General features: G+C 70.9%; 13 protein-coding genes. 11 read left to right on the forward strand and 2 right to left on the reverse strand.

Features of this window, described 5'->3' with window-relative positions; genetic code table 11:
• Positions 1-23 precede the first annotated feature (23 nt).
• The 3 genes from ACIRR8_RS22065 to ACIRR8_RS22075 are packed head-to-tail and all read left to right on the forward strand — an operon-like array spanning position 24 to position 3,834.
• Entirely contained in the window at positions 24-1,355 is a 1,332-nt protein-coding gene (locus ACIRR8_RS22065; protein WP_404067344.1) for a Y4yA family PLP-dependent enzyme, read from the forward strand.
• 46 nt (positions 1,356-1,401) lie between these two features.
• The gene (locus tag ACIRR8_RS22070) at positions 1,402-2,433 is read left to right on the forward strand and encodes a cysteine synthase family protein (RefSeq protein ID WP_404067346.1); all 1,032 of its coding nucleotides are present in this window, start codon (positions 1,402-1,404) and stop codon (positions 2,431-2,433) included.
• Positions 2,434-2,436: 3 nt separating this feature from the next.
• A complete protein-coding gene (locus ACIRR8_RS22075; RefSeq protein ID WP_404067348.1) occupies positions 2,437-3,834 on the forward strand; it encodes an MATE family efflux transporter in 1,398 nt (465 codons plus the stop codon).
• Between the two features lie 25 nt (positions 3,835-3,859).
• Here ACIRR8_RS22075 and ACIRR8_RS22080 read toward each other — a convergent pair whose 3' ends face one another.
• Entirely contained in the window at positions 3,860-4,858 is a 999-nt protein-coding gene (locus ACIRR8_RS22080) for a M56 family metallopeptidase (protein WP_404067351.1), read from the reverse strand.
• Positions 4,855-5,238, reverse strand: coding sequence for a BlaI/MecI/CopY family transcriptional regulator (locus tag ACIRR8_RS22085; protein WP_404067354.1), 384 nt, complete (start codon positions 5,236-5,238; stop codon positions 4,855-4,857). The genes ACIRR8_RS22080 and ACIRR8_RS22085 overlap by 4 nt, the downstream gene beginning before the upstream one ends.
• 594 nt (positions 5,239-5,832) lie before the next feature.
• Here ACIRR8_RS22085 and ACIRR8_RS22090 point away from each other — a divergent pair.
• From ACIRR8_RS22090 to ACIRR8_RS22125, 8 genes are all read left to right on the forward strand, one after another.
• Positions 5,833-7,461, forward strand: a complete 1,629-nt coding sequence (locus tag ACIRR8_RS22090) for an MFS transporter (RefSeq protein ID WP_404067356.1) — start codon at positions 5,833-5,835, stop codon at positions 7,459-7,461.
• A gap of 286 nt (positions 7,462-7,747) precedes the next feature.
• Complete coding sequence (locus tag ACIRR8_RS22095) at positions 7,748-9,217, forward strand: aldehyde dehydrogenase family protein (RefSeq protein WP_404067358.1); 1,470 nt, start codon at positions 7,748-7,750, stop codon at positions 9,215-9,217.
• Positions 9,205-10,779, forward strand: coding sequence for an APC family permease (locus ACIRR8_RS22100; protein ID WP_404067360.1), 1,575 nt, complete (start codon positions 9,205-9,207; stop codon positions 10,777-10,779). Before ACIRR8_RS22095 ends, ACIRR8_RS22100 begins: the two co-directional genes overlap by 13 nt.
• A 14-nt stretch (positions 10,780-10,793) precedes the next feature.
• The gene (locus ACIRR8_RS22105; RefSeq protein WP_404067362.1) at positions 10,794-12,353 is read left to right on the forward strand and encodes a GMC family oxidoreductase; all 1,560 of its coding nucleotides are present in this window, start codon (positions 10,794-10,796) and stop codon (positions 12,351-12,353) included.
• Positions 12,354-12,409: 56 nt separating this feature from the next.
• Positions 12,410-13,039 (forward strand): alpha-ketoglutarate-dependent dioxygenase AlkB, encoded by a 630-nt coding sequence (locus ACIRR8_RS22110; RefSeq protein WP_404067364.1) that lies wholly within the window; start codon positions 12,410-12,412, stop codon positions 13,037-13,039.
• 128 nt (positions 13,040-13,167) lie between these two features.
• On the forward strand, positions 13,168-15,708 hold the full coding sequence (locus tag ACIRR8_RS22115; protein ID WP_404067366.1) for a SpoIIE family protein phosphatase: 2,541 nt from the start codon (positions 13,168-13,170) through the stop codon (positions 15,706-15,708).
• 133 nt (positions 15,709-15,841) lie between these two features.
• On the forward strand, positions 15,842-16,378 hold the full coding sequence (locus tag ACIRR8_RS22120) for a hypothetical protein (protein WP_404067369.1): 537 nt from the start codon (positions 15,842-15,844) through the stop codon (positions 16,376-16,378).
• Positions 16,379-16,450: 72 nt separating this feature from the next.
• A complete protein-coding gene (locus tag ACIRR8_RS22125; RefSeq protein WP_404067372.1) occupies positions 16,451-18,697 on the forward strand; it encodes a hypothetical protein in 2,247 nt (748 codons plus the stop codon).
• Positions 18,698-18,968 lie beyond the last annotated feature (271 nt).

Below are 18,968 nucleotides of genomic sequence, written 5' to 3' on the forward strand. Positions count from 1 at the left end.
CTGCCTGGCCGACGCTGCCCGCCGTGCCCAGCCCGGCCACGTTCCCGGTCATCGCCAGCGGACTCGCGGCCGAACTCGCCTACGCATTCAGCGGCCCTTTCCACTTCCTGCTGCCCGACGCCTTCACCGCCAACCTCGTCGCCATGCAGGACGCCCTCACCAAGGCCGGCGTGGACGGGTTCGTCTACTACGCGAAGAAGGCCAACAAGGCCGCCGTCTTCGCAGAACGCTCCGCGGCCGGCGGAGCGGGCGTCGATGTCGCCTCCGCCGCAGAACTGCGCGAAGCCCTCGGCCACGGCGTACGCGGTGAACACCTCATGGTGACCGGCCCGGCCAAAAGCCCTGTCCTGCTGCGGCTGGCCCTCGCTCACCGCGCCACCATCGCCGTCGACGCCCTCGACGAACTCGACCAGGTGATCTCCCTGGCACTGACCGGAGGCGCCCGCCCGGCCCGGGTACTGCTGCGCGCCCTGCCCGCCACTCAGCAACACTCCCGGTTCGGCATGAGCGAAAGCGAGCTGACCACAGCCCTCAAGCGATGCGTGGAGGCACGAGACGCGATCCGGATGGAGGGCTTCAGCTTCCACCTGTCCGGCTACGCCCTCCAGCCCCGGGCCAATCTCACCGCCCGCCTGATCGACCTCTGTGCCGACGCACGGAGCCACGGCCTGGAGGCCGGACGGATATCCATCGGCGGCGGGCTGCCCATCAGCTACACCGACGCCGAGAGCTGGCATACCTTCCTCGCCACCCAGAGCCCCGCCCATTACCACGGCGGAAAGTCTTTCCGGACCACCGACTTCTACCCCTACCACTCCCCACTCGCCGGAGCGGACGCCGTGACCGCACTCCTGGCCACCCAGCCGGTGAACTCCCACTCCACTCTGGCGAACCAGCTCAAGGACGCCGGGATCGAGCTGCTGCTCGAACCCGGCCGGGCGCTGCTCGACCAGGCGGGCGCGACCGTATTCACCATCCAAGGCGTCAAGCACCGTGACGGGTATCAGATCGTGACGGTCGACGGCACGAGCCTGAGTCTGTCCGAGCAGTGGTTCAACAGTGAATACCTTCCCGACCCTCAGCTGATTCCGCGCGACCCGGCCGCCACGACCGGCCTGTTCCCCGCCAGCGTGGGTGCCGCCAGCTGCCTGGAATCGGACATGCTCACCTGGCGCAAGGTCGCCTTCCGTCAGCCGCCGCAGGTCGGAGACCTGCTGCTGTACCCGAATACGGCCGGCTACCAGATGGACTCCAACGAATCTCCGTTCCACGACCTGCCGCTGCCGCCGAAGGTCGTGGTGGACCGCACCGACCGGATACGGCCGCGCTGGCGCCTCGACCGCCACTTCACCTGACCATCGAAGCCCTCGTCCTGCCCGCTACGTCCCTAGGAGCCCCTTGATGTCCGGAGTCCTTCAGCGGCCCACCGTCGTCTCCCGCCTGTCCGATCTCATCGGCTACACCCCTCTGCTGGAACTCGCCACCACCGAGACCGGCAGCCGCCTGCTGCTGAAGCTGGAGATGTTCAACCCCACCGGCACCGCGAAGATCCGCATGGCCCGCGCCATGGTCGACGCGGCCGAAGCCACAGGAGAGCTCCGCGCCGGAGGCCGGATCATCGAATCCACCTCCGGCAACACCGGCCTCGGCCTGTCCGTCATCGCCGCCGAGCGCGACTACACCTTCACCGCCGTGGTCGACAACCACGCCGCCGCCGACAAACTGCGCGCCATGAAGGCCCTCGGCGCCGAACTCGTCTACGTCGACGCCGACAGCGACGGCGACGAACTCCACACCGCCGCCCGCGAGGAACTCGCCGAGAACATGGCGCGCGGCAAGGACAACACCATCTTCACCGAACAGCACAACAACCCCGCCAACGGCGTCGGATACTTCTCCGTGGCCCACGAACTCGCCGAGGCCCTCCACGGCGACATCGGTGTCCTCATCGGCGCCGTCGGCACCGGCGGCGGTCTGTGCGGCACCGCCCGGGAACTGGCCAAGATCACCTCCGGCTTCACCGTCGTCGGCGTCGAGCCCAAGGGCTCCATCGCCTTCGGCGGCCCCGCCCACGACTACTACCAGTCCGGCACCGGCACCCCCGAAGGCGCCGAGATCGGTGCCCTGGTCGACTTCGACCTCATCGATGAGGGCGTCAAGGTCGGCGACATCGAAGCCTTCGCCACCTGCCGCGCCGTCGCCCGCACCGGGGTACTCATCGGCGGCTCCGCCGGCGGCGTCCTCTACGAGGCGCTGACCCGTCTGCCCTCACTGCCGCCCGGCACCACTATGGTCGCCCTGATCAACGACGGGGGTGAGAAGTACATGGACACCGTCTTCAACGACGACTGGATGGCCGCACACGGCCTCCTCAGCCCCGAGGCCGAACGTGAAGTCGGCGAACACCTCACCAAGCTCCGCAGGAACCGATAGCCCATGCTGAAAACCCTCCTTCGCGACAGCCGCGCGCTCGGCGTCCTGGCCATCCCACTCATCCTCACCCAGCTCGCACAGGTCGCCCTGACGACCACCGATACCGTGATGATGGGGTTGCTGGGCACCACCGAACTCGCGGCCGGCGGCCTCGCCATCGTGATCTTCAATCAGATCCGCACCATGTGCGTCGGCCTCTGCACCGCCGTCGGCAACCAGATCGCCGCAGCCGCTGCCCGAGCCGAAAAGACCGAGGGCGACGCCACCTCGGAGGAGGACAGTCACAGCGAAGTGCGGGCCATCGTCCGCGCCGGCCTCGCCGTCGCCACCCTCGCCGGAATCACCGGCGCCATCCTCCTGGTCCTGATCGGCCACACGCTTTCCTGGCTCGGCCAGGATGCCTCCGTCGTCAGCCTCACACGGACCATGCTCTACGCCCTGGCCCCCGGCTTGCTGCCCTGCCTGTGGTTCCAAGCCATCCGCCAGTTCACCGTCGGCATGCGGCGCCCACAGGCCCTCCTGCAGATCACCCTCGTCTCCATCGCCATGAACGCCGGACTCAACTGGGTCCTCATCCACGGCACCTTCGGAATGCCCCAGCTCGGCCTCACGGGTGTCGGCCTGGCCACTTCGACCGTCTACCTGCTGTCCTTCGTCGCCCTCTACCTCGCCGCGAAACGAGACAGGCAGCTGGCCCCTCTCCTCAGCCTCGACATCACCCGCGCCGACGCGGCAACCGTCAAGCGACTCCTCGTCCTGGGCGTCCCGATCGCGGCCACCTACGGTTCCGAAGCCGGCTTCTTCTCCGTCACCGCCCTGATGGCGGGCTCCTTCGGCGCGGACGCACTCGCGGCGCACACCGCGGTCAACCAACTCGTCTACATCGTCTTCCAAGTGGCGATCGGCCTGTCCCACGCCGCGTCCATCAATGTCAGCCGCGAACTCGCCCTCGGTAACCGCGACGGTGCCCGACGCGTCAAGAACACCGCCCTGGCGTGCGCCGGCGTCGTCATGACCGTCGTCGGCACCCTGTACTTGACCGTGCCCGGCCTTGTCCTGGCCCCGTTCCTCGAAACGGGCTCCGACCAGACCTTCACCATCGCCGCCCAGTTGCTGGTCATCACCGCGTTCCTGCAGTTCTTCGACTGCGCCCAGAACATCGGCGTCGGCCTTCTGCGCGGCCTCGACGACACCAAGAGCGGCTTCCGCATCACCTTGATCGGCTACTGGGCCATCGGACTACCCGCTGCCTGGCTCTTCGCCTACGGCCTCGGGCTCGACACCCTCGGCATCTGGCTCGGCCTCCTCACCGGCCTCGCCGCCACCGCAGTCCTCCTCCTGCGCCGCTATGACACAGCCCTGTCCGCCCCACAGTCCAAGCCCGCCCCCACTGCGGCCTGACCACTGAGGAGCGGTCCCCGCCCGGTCAGCCGCCTGAACCAACCAGTGCGTCCACCACGCCCCACATGCTTGAACACCCACCCGGCACGCCGATCAGCTGCCGCGCCGCGTACTCCACGTATTCGTGGAGCCCATACGCAAGCGCGAGAGCCGCCACTGCCCCTCCGGCCACGGCTCCCGCCACGGCGGTGACACCTGCTCTCCGGGCGGAACCATGCGGAGCCACCGGCTCAGGCAGGAGCAGGGCCTCGACGCGTTGCGGAACCGGACCACTCGTCGCCGACAACAACGGATACCCGGCGACACGACCACGGGACTTACCGGCCAGCGCCGCGCGAGCGATCGCCACAGCGGCCACCCGGCGGTCTCCCACGGCCGCGGCAGCGTCCTCGTCCGCCCACCGCTCCAGATGGAAGACCAAAGCCTCACGCAGGCTACGAATCGAAGGATGGACAACTGCGGCGAGATCGACCACCGCCGACAGCAGGTGGTGCCGCCCGGCCAGGTGCGCCCGCTCGTGGGCCAGCAGAACCTCGCGCTCCCCCTCCTTCAGCGACCGCACCATCCCGGACGTCACCACCACCCGGCCCCTGCGCCCCCGGTAGCCGGGAAGCGCGAAAGCATCCACGTCGCTTCCAGGAACCACCAGCACGTCCCCGCCCCCGACACCCTCGTCCGCCGACAGCCAGGCACGCTTGAGCAAAATCCGGTGCTGCACCCACCGCCTCACCACCATGACGGCCTGGACAAGCAGGGCCGCACCCGCCGCACCGGCGAACGGAACCACCGCCGGCCACACCTCAAGCACCTGAGCCAAGGGCACATGCTCCAGGGAGGCGAGGAACGGCACATGGAAGAGGCCGATCAGCGTGGAGATCGTCCCACCAGCCAGCAGAACTGCCGCACCGGTCAACATCAAGCAGGCCCAGCGAGGCGGCAGCACCCCCGCAAGACGTCTCGCGATGACCGCCCCACCCCACGGGATAGCCAGGGTCAGGACGATCAGAACCAGCACATACGTCACTCAGAGCCGCCCTCGGCCTCACGGAGAAGACTCCGGAGGGTTTCCTCGTCACTCGCGGAGAGCGAGGACACAAAACGCTTCAGCACCAGATCCCGCCGTGGGTCGCTCTCCAGTTCACGACGCATCCGTCCCGCGACCAGACCGGCCGCGTCCTCAACCGGCTCGTAGGCGAAACCGCGTCCCGCCGGGACACGGCGCAGCGTGCCCTTTTCATAGAGGCGACTCAGGATGGTGGCCATCGTCGTCCTGGCCAGCCCCTTGCCAAGCGCAGCGTTCACCTGCTGCGCGGTCATAGGACTTCCCGCCTCCCACAGCACCGCGAGCACATCCGCGACCAGCTCGCCGTGCTGACGTCTCTCCTCCCGACCGTCTTTCGACACTTCTCTCCTGTCCTCCCAAACGGCGGTAGGCCGCGTGGCCTACCTGCGGGTCCACGCAGGTGGCGATGTGTTCCTCAGGGTGCACCAAATCTACCGCCCATCAGTCGACATGTGCCGGGCGTCCTGGCACCCACCTCGCGGCGGCATCCCGGGGCCGTGAGCAGACGGGCAGGCCATCGAGGAAGGCCGCACTGCCGTTCCGTCAAGGCGACCGCCAGTGCCGAGGTCTTGGCGGCTGCGCTCCGTCCTACGTCGAGTAGAACCGAAAGGACACCGTCTGCCGTGGGAGTCCTCTGGGACTTTCCTGGGACTTCGAACCCCATCAACCCGCATGAGCGTGCAACAACTGAAAGGCAATTTGCGCAGGTCAGTGATCGAGGACTCCCCGTCGTGGCAGGTCACCGCCTGCGCCGGTCCCCTCCGGGATGACCGGCCTTCCCTGTCCGCCCACGCCCTCCATGACAGAACACGTGGTGACCTCGCGATTACCCTGCGGTGAGCGCGCCGCCCGAGCATGGGACACATCCATCACCCTCGGCGGTACGCCGACCCCTCGCAGGAGCACCGATGTCCCGGACGACCACAGATCCCCCGATGTCTCAGGAGAGGGCCGGACGACGGGAGTGGCTCGGGCTCTTCGTGCTCACGCTCCCCACCATCCTGCTGGCACTCGATGCGACCGTGATGAATCTCGCGATTCCGCAGATCAGCGCCGATCTCAAGCCCAGTAGCACGCAGTTGCTCTGGAGCGTGGACATCTACGGCTTCATGATCGCCGGCTTCCTGATCACCATGGGAACGCTGGGAGACCGCATCGGGCGGCGCAGGCTGCTCATGATCGGTGCGCTGGGCTTCGGGATCGCCTCCGTCATCGCCGCGACGGCCACCAGCCCCGAGGCGTTGATCGCGGGGCGCGCGCTGCTCGGTATCACCGGTGCCACCCTGATGCCGTCCACGCTGGCCTTGATCAGCAACATGTTCAGGGATCCCCGGCAGCGCGGGGTCGCCATCAGCGTCTGGGTCACCTGCTTCTCCGTCGGCATCGCCATCGGCCCGGTCCTGGGTGGTGTGCTGCTGGAGTGGTTCTGGTGGGGCTCGGTGTTCCTGTTGGCCGTGCCGGTGATGGTGGTGCTCCTGGTGGTCGCACCCGTGCTCCTTCCGGAGTACAAGGACCCGGATGCCGGACGCATCGACCTCGCCAGTGTGGCGCTGTCCCTGCTGACGGTGTTGCCGGTGATCTACGGGATCAAGAGCCTGGCCGAGCACGGGCCGAACGCTGTGGCGATCGGCATGCTCCTGGCCGGCCTGCTGCTCGGCGTGGTGTTCGTCCACCGTCAGCGCAGGCTGGCCGATCCGCTGATGGACCTGAGGCTGTTCTCCAACCGTGCGTTCGGCGCGATGCTGCTGGTGCTGATGCTCGGTCTGGGGCTGATGGGTGGGCTCTACCTGTTCGTCAGTCAGTACCTCCAGCTGGTGGAGGGCCTGTCGCCGATGGAGTCGGGACTGTGGCTGCTGCCCGCGGCCGCCGCGCTGATCATCACCTCGTCGCTGACGCCCGCGATCGCCCAGCGCATCCGTCCCGGGTACGTGGTCGGAAGCTCCCTGTGCGTGTCGGTGGTGGGATACGCGCTGGTCACCCAGGTCGGCAGCGAGGGCGGGCTGCCGCTGCTGGTGAGCGGGTTCGTCCTCATCTACATCGGCATCAGCCCGCTGATGGTGCTCGGTACGGACCTGGTCGTCGGCTCGGCACCGCCCGAGCGGGCTGGTTCGGCGGCGTCCCTGTCGGAGGCGGGCATGGAGTTCGGCATGGCTGCGGGAATCGCCGGCCTCGGCAGTGTCGTCACCGCTGTGTACCGGTCCGAGATCAGCGGCGCGCTCTCGTCGGACCTGCCCGGCGCTGTGGCGGACACCGCGCGTGACACTCTCGCCGGTGCGGACGCCGTAGCCGACGGCCTGCCCGGCGGGCTCGGCGCCGAGCTTCTGGCGGATGCGCGGCATGCCTTCACCGAGGGGCTGAACCTCGCGTCCGGTATCGCGGGCGTCATCGTCGCCGCGCTCGCTGTGGCGGCCTTCGTCCTGCTGCGCCACGTGCCGTCGGTGGGCGACACCTCGCACGGAGACCACGGGGAGCACACGGAGCCCGGAGAGAAGCCCGGCGCGCCGGGCGAGGCCGCCGGGAGCGCACCGGCGAACGAGCCGGCCACGGCAGGCGACAGCCGCTGAGGCGACGCGGCGACGGCAGTACGCGGAAGGGCGAGGGGGCGGCCCGGTCGATCGAGGACGACCGGGCCGCCTTTCGCGTGCTCGTGTGCCCGGAGGGGTGCGAGGCGGTCGCGGACATGGTGCGAATGTCCGCTCGTACTCGGCCGCGCCCGTGCTGCGGGTCCGTCCGACCCGCCTTACTGTCGGTCCTGGAAAAGACACGGACGGCCACCGGAGTTTCGGGAGCCGCCGGAGTCCGGCTGCCCGCACGGGCACCCCGCACCAGGAACCCGCACAGGAGGAGCCCATGCCGGAGCTGTTCATCGGCGGCCGGTGGACCGCCGCCGCCGACGGGGGCACGCGGGAGATCCGCTGCCCGGCCGACGGCACACCGGTCGCCACCGTCGACGAGGGCGGGCGCAAGGACGCCGAGGCGGCCGTCGCCGCCGCGCGGGCCGCTTTCGACGACGGGCCCTGGCCCCGGACGCCGGCCGCCGAGCGCGGGCGGCTGCTGCTGCGGGTCGCGGAGCTGCTGGAGCGCGACAGGGGCATCTTCGCGCGGGCGGAGTCGCTGGACACCGGCAAGCGGCTGGTGGAGAGCGCGTACGACATGGCCGACATCGCCAACTGCTTCCGGTACTTCGGCAACCTCGTCGCCGCCGGCTCCACCGACCGGGTCGTCGACACCGGGCTCGCGGACGTCGACAGCCGGATCACGCACGAGCCCGTCGGCGTCTGCGCGCTGATCACCCCGTGGAACTATCCGCTGCTGCAGACCGCGTGGAAGGTCGCCCCGGCGCTCGCGGCCGGAAACACCTTCGTACTCAAGCCCAGTGAGCTGACCCCGCACACCGCCGTCCTGCTCATGGGGCTGCTCGTCGAGGCCGAGCTGCCGGAAGGCGTCGCCAACCTGGTGCTCGGGGCGGGCGCGGCCGTGGGCGCGCCGCTCACCGAGGACCCGCGGGTGGACATGGTGTCGTTCACCGGCGGGCTGGTGACCGGGCGGGCCATCATGGCGGCCGCCGCGCCGACCGTGAAGAAGGTGGCGCTGGAGCTGGGCGGCAAGAACCCGAACATCGTCTTCGCCGACGCCGACTTCGAGACCGCCGTCGACTACGGGCTGATGGCGGTCTTCCTCCACTCCGGCCAGGTCTGCTCGGCCGGGGCGCGGCTCCTGGTCCAGGACGAGCTGCACGACCGGTTCGTGGACGAGTTGGTGGCGCGGGCCCGCCGGATCAGGCTCGGCGGCCCGTTCGACGAGGAGGCCCGCAGCGGCCCGCTGATCTCCGCCGCGCACCGCGACAAGGTCGAGGCGTACGTGGCGGAGGGCATCGCCGAAGGCACCGTACTGCGCTGCGGCGGCGCGCGGCCCGACGATCCGGCGCTGGCGGACGGCTTCTACTATCCGCCGACCGTGCTCGACGAGTGCAGCGCCTCCATGTCCGTGGTGCGGGACGAGTCGTTCGGGCCGGTGCTCACGGTGGAGCGGTTCCGGGACGAGGACGAGGCGGTGCGGCTCGCCAACGACACGGTGTACGGGCTGGCGGGCGCGGTCTGGACGCAGGATGCCGGGCGCGCTCACCGGGTGGCCTCGCGGCTGCGCGCCGGGACCGTGTGGATCAACGACTTCCACCCTTACGTACCGCAGGCGGAGTGGGGCGGCATGAAGCAGTCGGGTTTCGGCCGCGAGCTGGGTCCTGCGGGTCTGGCGGAGTACCAGGAGGCCAAGCACATCTGGCGCAATGTCGCCGCGGCCCCGCAGCGGTGGTTCGAGTGAGCCGGACCGGGGGCCCCGGGGACCGGGCGGCGGACAGCAGCCACGACGACGCCGCGCTGGGTGAGCTGGGCTACAAGCCCGAACTCAAGCGCACGCTCGGCAACTTCCACACCTTCGCCGCCGGGATCAGCTACATCTCGATCCTGACCGGCACCTTCCAGCTGTTCTACTTCGGCGTCAGCTTCGGCGGTCCCGCCTACTGGTGGTCCTGGCCGATGGTCTTCTGCGGGCAGCTGATGGTGGCGCTGTGCTTCTGCGAGCTGGCGGCCCGCTATCCGGTGGCCGGTTCGGTCTACAACTGGGCGAAGAAGATGGGCGGCCCGCATGTGGGCTGGCTCGGCGGCTGGATGATGATGACGGCCACCATGGTCACGCTCTCGGCGGTGGCGCTGGCCTACCAGATCACGCTGCCGCAGATCGACGGCTGGTTCCAGTTCGTCGGCGACGGCAGTGGAAAGAACGACCAGGCGGCCAACGCGGTCCTCCTCGGCACGGTGCTGATCCTCTTCTCCACGCTGGTCAACGCGTTCGGCGTCAAGCTGATGGCCCGGATCAACTCCGCGGGCGTCTTCATCGAGCTGATCGCCGCCGTCGCCCTGATCATCTTCCTGGCCGCCCACATCACCCGGGGCCCCAACACCGCTCTGACGGAGACGTACGGCCTCGGCAGCGGCCAGTCGCTCGGCTACTTCGGCGCGTTCCTCACCGCGTCCCTGGCCTCCGCGTACGTCATGTACGGCTTCGACACCGCCTCCTCCCTCGGCGAGGAGTCCCACAACCCGGGCCGCAACGCGCCGCGCGCCATCCTGCGGGCGCTCGTCGCCTCGTTCCTGATCGGCGCGTTCATCCTGCTCTTCGCGCTGCTCTCGGTGCCGGACCTGAAGGCGGAGGAGCTGTCCACGGGCGGACTCCAGTACGTGGTGCTGGCGACGCTCGGCGACACGATCGGGGAGATTTTCCTCTGGGCGGTGGTCGTCGCGATCACCGTCTGCGTGCTGGCCGTGCAGGCGGCCGGGATCCGGCTGATGTTCGCCATGGCCCGGGACAACAACCTGCCCGCCGGGTCGGTGCTCGCCCGGGTCAGCCCGCGGTTCAAGACGCCCGTGGTGCCCGCCGTACTGATCGGCGTGGTGGGCGTCGTCATCCTGGTGGTCAACATCAACCAGCCGCAGATCTTCTCGGTGATCACCAGCATCGCGATCATCATGATCTACGTGGCCTATCTGATGGTCACCGTGCCCATGCTGCTGCGCCGGCTGCGGGGCACCTGGGAGCCGCGCGAGGGCGCCTTCTCGCTGGGCCGCTTCGGGCTGCCGGTCAACATCCTCGCGGTGCTCTGGGGCACGGCGATGTCGCTCAACCTGGCCTGGCCGCGCGCCGAGGTCTACAACGCGACGGGCCCGCAGCACTGGTACCTGCGGTGGGGCGCGTTCCTTTTCATCGGCGTCGTCGCGCTCGGCGGCTTCGCCTACTACTGGTTCGTCCAGCGGCACCGTACGGGGGTGCTCGCCGAACACCGCTTCGAGGCCGAGGACCCGGCCGTTCCGCCGCGGAATCCCTGAGCTCTGGAGACCCGATGCCCGAAGAGAGCCCTGTGTCCGCGTACGACTACGTCGTGGTCGGCGGCGGTACGGCAGGTGCCGTCGTCGCCGCCCGGCTCACCGAGGACCCGGCCGTCACCGTCTGCGTGCTGGAGGCGGGCCCCTCGGACGTCGGCGACGACAGCATTCTGCGGCTGGAGAGGTGGATGGCCCTGCTGGAGTCCGGTTACGACTGGGACTATCCGGTGGAGCCGCAGGAGAACGGCAACAGTTTCATGCGCCACGCCCGCGCCAAGGTGCTCGGCGGCTGCTCCTCGCACAACTCGTGCATCGCCTTCTGGGCCCCGGCCGAGGATCTCGACGAGTGGGGCGCCCTGGGCTGCACCGGCTGGAGCGCGGCGGACTGCTTCCCGCTGTACCGACGGCTGGAGACGAACGACGCGCCCGGCGACCACCACGGCCGCTCCGGCCCGGTCACGCTCCGCACGGTCCCGGCCGAAGACCCGTGCGGTACGGCGCTGCTGGAGGCCTGCGCCGAGGCCGGCATCCCCACCACGCCGTTCAACACCGGCACCACCGTCGTCCGCGGCGCGCACTGGTTCCAGATCAACGCCCGCGAGGACGGCACCCGCTCATCGGCCTCCGTCTCGTACCTGCATCCCGTCCTCGGGAAACGGCCCAACCTGGAGCTGCGGACGGGGCTCCAGGCGAAGCGGCTCCTCTTCGAGGGTGAACGGTGCACCGGCGTGGAGTACCTGGAGCCGGACACCGTCCACAGCGGCCGGGTGCACGCCCGGCGCGAAGTGGTCGTCGCCTGCGGCGCGATCGACTCGCCGAAGCTGCTGATGCTCTCCGGGATCGGCCCGGCCGGCCATCTGCGGGAGACCGGGATCGACGTCCGGGTGGACTCGCCCGGCGTCGGATCGCACCTCCAGGACCACCCGGAGGGCGTGATCATGTGGGAGGCGAAGCAGCCCATGGTCACCACCTCCACCCAGTGGTGGGAGATCGGGATCTTCGCCGACACGGAACCGGGCCTGGACCGGCCGGACCTGATGTTCCACTACGGGTCGGTCCCGTTCGACCTGAACACCTACCGACGCGGTTACCCGACCTCGGAGAACGCGTTCTGCCTCACCCCGAACGTCACCCGGGCCCGCTCCCGGGGCACGGTCCGGCTGCGCACCCGGGACTTCCGGGACAAGCCGCGGGTCGATCCGCGCTACTTCACCGACGAGCACGACGTACGGGTGATGACGTACGGGCTCCGCCTCGCCCGGGAGATCGTGGCGAAGCCGCCGATGGCCGCGTGGGCGGGCACCGAGCTGGCGCCGGGGCCGGGCGCGACCACGGACGCGGAGCTGTTCGACTACGTCCGCGAGACGCACAACACCGTCTACCACCCGGCGGGCACGGTCCGGATGGGTCCGGTGGACGACCCGCAATCGCCGCTCGACCCGCAGCTGCGGGTCAAGGGCGTCACGGGGCTGCGGGTGGCGGACGCGTCGGTGATGCCGGTGCTGACCACGGCCAACCCGTGCATCACGACCATGATGATCGGCGAGAAGTGCGCCGACCTGATCAAGGAGAGCTGAGGCCTTCCCGGAGAACGCTATTCGCACACTCGTACGAATAGCGTTAGGCTCGTGCCATGGCCGTACACCTCCAGTCCTCGCTCTTCGACCAGGGGACCGACATCGCCGTCCGCCCGCTGACCGGGCTGCGCCGCGAGCAGCTCGGCCACGGTGCCTGGATCGACGTACTCCCGCAGTGGCTCCAGGGCGCCGACGCGCTGTTCGAGACGCTGGCGGGCGAGGTGGCCTGGCGGGCCGAGGAGCGGGTGATGTACGAGCGGGTGGTGGCGGTCCCGCGCCTGCTGGCCTTCTTCGGCGGGAGTGACCCGCTGCCGCATCCGGCGCTCGACGCGGCCCGTACGGCGCTGACCGCGCACTACGGGACCGAGCTCGGCGAGCCGTTCACCACCGCGGGGCTCTGCTACTACCGCAGCGGACGGGACGGGGTCGCCTGGCACGGTGACACGATCGGCAGAGGCTCCACCGAGGACACCATGGTGGCGATCCTCTCGCTCGGAGCACCGCGCCATCTGGCGCTGCGGCCCCGCCGCCCGGGCCCGGTACCCGTACGCCGGGCGCTCGGCCACGGGGACCTGATCGTCATGGGCGGCAGCTGCCAGCGCACCTGGGAGCACGCGATCTTGAAGACGGCACGGGCGGCGGGTCCGCGCATCAGCGTCCAGTTCCGGCCCGCCGGCGTGCGCTGAGCGCACCGGCGAGCGCACCGGCGGCCAGGCGGATCCGCCCCGATCGGCCCTGGCACGGGCGTAGCGCAGTTGTGCCCGCCGTGGCCAGGGCGGATTCTGAAGACCATGGACCAGGCCGGTGTGGCGCGGTGAGCGCGACCAGCGCGGCGGATGCCGCCGACTTCCGCGGCCCCCTGGACATCGCCAGGGCGGCCACGGTGGTTCTGGACGGCCGGGACACGGTGGTGGGGTGGAGCCCGGCCGCGACGGAGCTGCTGGGCTACAGCGCGCGGGAGGCGGTCGGCCGACCGCTGGCGGCGTTCCTGTCCCCGCTGCCCGGGGAGGAGGCCGGGCTGCCCACCGAGGGCCCCGTCCCGGCGGTCCCGGACACGGCGGGCGCTTCGAACACCCCCGGTCCGGCCATCCGCACGCCGGAAGGTCCCGCCCCGCGTCCCGGCAGCGAGATCCGCCTCGCGCGCCGCCGCGACGGCCGCGAGCTGCTGGTGGCGACCACCCTGTGCCCGCTCGCCGGAGACGGCGCGGAGGCCCTCCGGGCGCCGGGCCGGGTGCTGGTGGCAGCCGAGCTCGGGGAGCTGCGGCAGTGGGAGTCCCGGCTGGCGCTGCTCCAGGGACTCGCAACGCAGTCGCCGGTCGGCCTGGCGATCTACGACACCGACCTCCGGCTGACCTGGAGCAACACCGCCTACGAGCGCGAGATCGGCAAGCCGCTCGCCGAGTACCGGGGGATGCGGGCCGACGAGCTGTACTCCGGCGGCCGGTTCGTCACGCCGGGGTATCCGCCGACGCTCGACGCGGTGATGCACCACGTGATCGACACCGGCGAACCCGTCCTGGACCTGCACTTCCAGGGCATCCCGCCGAGCGACCCCGGCACCCAGCACCTGTGGTCGTGCTCCTACTACCGGCTGGAGGACTCCGAGGGCCATGTCTTCGGGGTCTGCGAGGACGCCTTCGACATCTCCGACCGCCAGCGCGCCCAGCAGCGGCTGGCCCTGCTGGTGGAGGTCGGCCGCCGGATCGGCACGGTCCTGGACGTGGTCACCACCGCCGAGGAGATCGCCGAGGTGACGGTGCCGGAGTTCGCCGACGCCGTACGGGTCGACATCGCGCGGGTGACGGTGCTGAGCGGGGAGCTTCCGGCGACCGGGAGTTCGGCGGCGATGGACCTGCTGCGGGTCGGTGAGCACTCCGTGGACCCGCGGATGGCCGATCCGGGCGAGCCGCTGTATCCGGGCGCTCCGGGCAGCCCGGCGAACCGCTATCCGCCGGTCACCTATCCGCCGGGTTCGCCGCAGGACCGCTCGCTGGCCTCCGGCGGTCTGGTGCTGGACGACAACACCCTGGTCGTGCCGTTGCGGGTCGGCGGCAGTGTGCTGGGGCTCGTCACCTTCGTACGGAGTACGCGCCCCGAGGCGTCCGGCCGCATGGTCGCCCACGGTCCGGCCAACACCTTCGACAACGGTGAGGTCGCGCTGGCGGACGAGCTGGCGGCGCGGGCGGCGGTCTGCATCGACAACGCGCGCCGCTTCACCCGCGAGCGCTCCGCCTCCCTCGCCCTCCAGCGCCAGCTGCTGCCGCACCATGTGCCGCCGCAGTCGGCCGTCGAGATCGCGCACCGCTATCTGCCGTCGGACGATGTGACGGGGGTGGGCGGTGACTGGTTCGACGTGATCCCGCTCTCCGGGACCCGGGTCGGCCTGGTGGTCGGGGACGTCGTCGGCCACGGCCTCCAGGCGGCCGCCACCATGGGCCGGCTGCGGACGAGCGTGCGCGCCTTCGCCCAGCTGGACATGGCCCCGGACGAGCTGCTGACCCGGCTGGACGACCTGGTGGGGCAGCCGGGCGTGCCCCAGGGCCCGCCCTCGGACGCGTACGACGAACTGACCACGGGCGCGACCTGCCTGTACGCCGTCTACGACCCGGTCTCGCGGCAGTGCGTCATGGCCCGGGCCGGTCATCTGCCGCCGGCGGTGGTGCATCCCGACGGCCGTGTCACGTTCCCGGACCTGCCGGCCGGGCCGCCGCTGGGTCTTGGCGGTCTGCCGTTCGAGTCCATGGAGATCGAGCTGCCGGTGGGGAGCCTGCTGGCGCTGTTCACGGACGGCCTGGTGGAGGCCCGCGACCACGACATCGACCAGGGCCTCGCAGCGCTGGGCCGGGTGCTCGCCGATCCGGCGGCCTCGCTGGAGGAGCTGTGCGACCGGGCCGTCTCCACGCTGGTGCCGGACGCCACGACCGCCGACGACACCGCCCTCCTGCTGGCCAGGACCCGCCGGCTGGACGAGGGCCAGGTCGCCGAGTGGGAGCTGCCCGCGGAGGCGGTGACGGTGGGCCGGGCCCGCGAGCTGGCCACCCGTCAACTCGCGCTCTGGGGTCTTGAGGAGCTGTCCTTCGCCACCGAACTGGTCGTCAGCGAGCTGGTCACCAACGCGGTCCGGTACGGCGGCGGACCGCTGCGGCTGCGGCTCATCCGGGACCGGACGCTGCTCTGCGAGGTCGCGGACACCGGCCACACGTCACCGCATCTGCGGCACAGCGCGGAGGACGACGAGGGCGGGCGCGGCCTGTTCATCGTCGCCCAGCTCGTCCAGCGGTGGGGAACGCGCTACACCACGGCCGGCAAGACCATCTGGACGGAACAGGCCTTTCCGACGGCCGAGTTCGGCTGAATCCGTTCGCTTCGACCGGCCCTCCTGCGCCACTTTGTTGACAACCTCAACATCGTTGGACTTAGGTGTGCCTTACCTAAGTCGACTGGGTGTCCGTGGTTCTGGTTCCGATGCCGAGAAAGGTGCTCATCCGATGAGTGCTGTTCCCTCCACCCGTACCGTCGCCCGCACGGGCCTCGCCCTCTTCTCCGCCGCCGCCCTGGCGCTCTCCCTCGCCTCCCCCGCCGCCGCGGCGACCGGGACCCGCACGATCACCGACGGCTCCACCACGTACAACCTGTCGCTGACCGCGCCGGACACGGCGACCGCCACCGGGCAGAACATCACCGTCACCGGCAGCGGGTACAACCCGGGCCAGGGCGTCTACGTCAGCCTCTGCGTGGTGGACGGGGCGCAGGGCGCCAACAAGCCCTCCCCGTGTCTCGGCGGCCAGGACGAGTCCGGTACGACCGGCGCCTCGCACTGGGTCTCCAGCCTCGGCGGCGGCCTTCCCAACACCTCGCCGTTCGGCGCCGGCGGCACCTTCAGCGTGCAGATACACGTCAAGGCCGACCTCGGCGGCGGCAACGTCTGCGGCGACACCGTCGAGTGCGCGGTGGTGACGCGCGCCGACCACACCGACACCAACGACCGCAAGTACGACGTCCACACGCCGATCGACTTCGTGTAGGACACCAGCCATCGGCCCGGTCCCGGCGCTTCCCGCCGGGGCCGGGCCCCCCGCGTTGTGACGAGGAATGACATGACACCCACTCCGGGCACCCCGCAGACCGGCCCCGGCAGACCCGGCGCGCGCCGCCTCTCCGCGGCGGCCGTAGCCGCCCTGCTCCTCGCCGCGGTCCCGGCGGGCGCGGCGGTGAGCGCCGACGCGGCCACCCCGAAGAGCGCCACCGGCCCCGAGGGCCAGAAGCTCACCGTCTCGGCCACCACCGGCCTCGACCCGGCGGGCCGGAAGATCCGGGTCACCGGCGAGGGGTACGGGCTGAAGAGCGGCATCTACGTCGCACTCTGCAAGGACAACGGCGCGGGCCGCGTCCCCTCCCCCTGCCTCGGCGGCGCCGACATGAGCGGCGGTTCGAAGAACTCGCAGTGGATCGTGCCTCCGGGCGATCCGTACGAGGGCGAGCTGGCCCTGCCGTTCGGCCCCGGCGGCACCTTCGACGTGGAGATCGAGATCAGGTCCAAGGGCGACGGCCTGGACTGCGCCGAAGTGCCGTGCTCCGTCGTCACCAGGGCCGACCACCGGTCCAGCGGCGACCGCACGCAGGACGTGCGGATACCGGTGACCTTCGCGGACCAGGAACCCGGCGAACCGGGCGGCGAAGGTGTCGACGTACCGGCCGGGACCGTCTCGTACAAGCCGGTCGCCGGCTTCACCTCGGCCGGCAAGCCGCTGGACCTGCTCCTGCACCCGGATTCCGAGAAGCTGTACGTCGGCGCGGACAACCTCGCCGACACGGCCGACGTCGACGAGCGCGGGCTGTACGCGCTGAACCCCGAGGACGGGAAGGCGGAGAGCTGGATCAGCGACGCACCCGGCCCGACCGGCGCCCTGCGCGCCTCGGCGGCGGCCCGGATCTCCGGTCCGCTGCCGGGCGACGGCGTGGTCTACAACTACCCGTTGCGTGGCGTCGGGAGCGCCAAGGCGGGCGACGCGGCCGCCTCGGGCGTCTGGCTCGCCGGGTCGACGATCACGGACATCGCTCCCGGTACGGCTCCGGGCACGGTGCTGGTCGCGCAGGGCGCGAAGCTCTCCGAGATCGGGACCGCGACCGGTGCGGCCACCCGGAGCCTCACGCTGCCGGGCGGCAGCCAGTTCGCCGCCGACCACGCGCGGCGCACGGTCTGGTTCAGCGATTTCGCCGCCGGGAAGCTGCACCGGGTCGATCTCGTGACCTTCACCGTGACGGACTCCTTCGACCTGCCGGGCGCCGACGGCATGACCGGGTTCACCGAGGCCGACCCGGCGAGCGGCGCGGTCTGGGTCGGCGTCAACCGGTCCGTGCTGGTCTTCGACGCCACCGGCCAACTGGTGAAGACGCTGGTCGGCAAGGACCTGGCCCGGGACGCCGCCTTCGACACGGCGAGCGGGCGCGCCTTCGTCGCCTGGCAGGACGGCGGCGACCTCTCAGACCCGGCCAACGACAACAACGGCACGCTGACGGTGTACGGCACCGAGGACTTCGCTCCGGCCGCCGAGGAGCTGTCGCTGCCCGGCAACCACTCGCAGTCGGGCGCCGCCTCGCTCGCCGTCGAGCCGGGCGGGGCCACGGTCTTCGTGACCAGCCCGGCCGAGGGCAGGATCACCCGGCTGGTCCGGCAGGTCTCACCGCTGGTCACCCAGGCGCCCGCCGACCGCTCGGTGAGGGCCGGCGAGGAGGTGGCTCTCACGGCCCGCGCGGAGGGCACACCGGAGCCTTCGGTCCGCTGGGAGGTGAGCACCGACGGCTCCCAGACCTGGCAGGCGGTCTCCGGGGCCACCGAGCCCGTCTGGACGTTCACCGCGAAGACCGCCCAGGACGGCTACCGCTACCGCGCCGAGTTCCGCAACGCCGTCGGCACCACCCGTACGGCCCCGGTCACGCTGACCGTCACGGAGGCGTCGGGCGGCGGCGGCAACGGCGGCCAGGACGGCGGGGCCACCGGAGGCGACAGCGGCGGCGGCGGTGACAGCACCGGCAGCTCCGGTGATGCGTCAACCGGTGCCAGCACCAGCGCTGGTGACGGTTCGACAGAAACCTCAGGCGCCGGCGGCGACTCCGGTTCCTCCGGCGGCTCCACCGGCTCCTCCGGTTCGGCCGTCGGCGGCGCCGGGGCCACGGTCGGTGGCGGTGCAGGCAGCGGATCCGGTACGGAGACCGCGTCCGGCGGCAGCCTCGCGGCGACCGGGGCAACTGTGATCTCGGTAACTCTCCTCGCCGCGGCGCTCCTTGGCGGCGGGGTGCTGATCCACCGCCGGGCCAGGAGGCGCACGGGCGGGCTCGTCTGACCCCGCGGGCGCCCCCCTACCACCCCAGGTGCACCCACGGACCGTGAACCCCCTGGTGGCGCAGGTCGCCGCCAGGGGGTTCGTGCTTTCACTCCGGCGTGCGCCGGAGTGAACCGTTCCGCCGACGCAGGACGTCATACCCTCTCGACAAGCGCTTGCCGATCTGTTGACCTGTCAACGGCCGCCCCCCGCAGGCGAGATCAGCCGGTTGCACCGGATCGCGGGAGTCTGCACCGAGCCGTCTGAACTTCACGGGAACTCCAGCGAAATG

This window comes from Streptomyces sp. NPDC101178, assembly GCF_044767965.1.
In the GTDB taxonomy this organism is placed as follows: domain Bacteria; phylum Actinomycetota; class Actinomycetes; order Streptomycetales; family Streptomycetaceae; genus Streptomyces.

Excerpts from the sequence above, each read along its gene's own strand:
- ACIRR8_RS22070 (WP_404067346.1), top strand. The coding sequence starts at position 1,402 with ATGTCCGGAGTCCTTCAGCGGCCCACCGTCGTCTCCCGCCTGTCCGAT.
- ACIRR8_RS22075 (WP_404067348.1), top strand. The coding sequence starts at position 2,437 with ATGCTGAAAACCCTCCTTCGCGACAGCCGCGCGCTCGGCGTCCTGGCC.
- ACIRR8_RS22090 (WP_404067356.1), top strand. The coding sequence starts at position 5,833 with ATGTCTCAGGAGAGGGCCGGACGACGGGAGTGGCTCGGGCTCTTCGTG.
- ACIRR8_RS22095 (WP_404067358.1), top strand. The coding sequence starts at position 7,748 with ATGCCGGAGCTGTTCATCGGCGGCCGGTGGACCGCCGCCGCCGACGGG.
- ACIRR8_RS22105 (WP_404067362.1), top strand. The coding sequence starts at position 10,794 with ATGCCCGAAGAGAGCCCTGTGTCCGCGTACGACTACGTCGTGGTCGGC.
- ACIRR8_RS22110 (WP_404067364.1), top strand. The coding sequence starts at position 12,410 with ATGGCCGTACACCTCCAGTCCTCGCTCTTCGACCAGGGGACCGACATC.
- ACIRR8_RS22120 (WP_404067369.1), top strand. The coding sequence starts at position 15,842 with ATGAGTGCTGTTCCCTCCACCCGTACCGTCGCCCGCACGGGCCTCGCC.
- ACIRR8_RS22125 (WP_404067372.1), top strand. The coding sequence starts at position 16,451 with ATGACACCCACTCCGGGCACCCCGCAGACCGGCCCCGGCAGACCCGGC.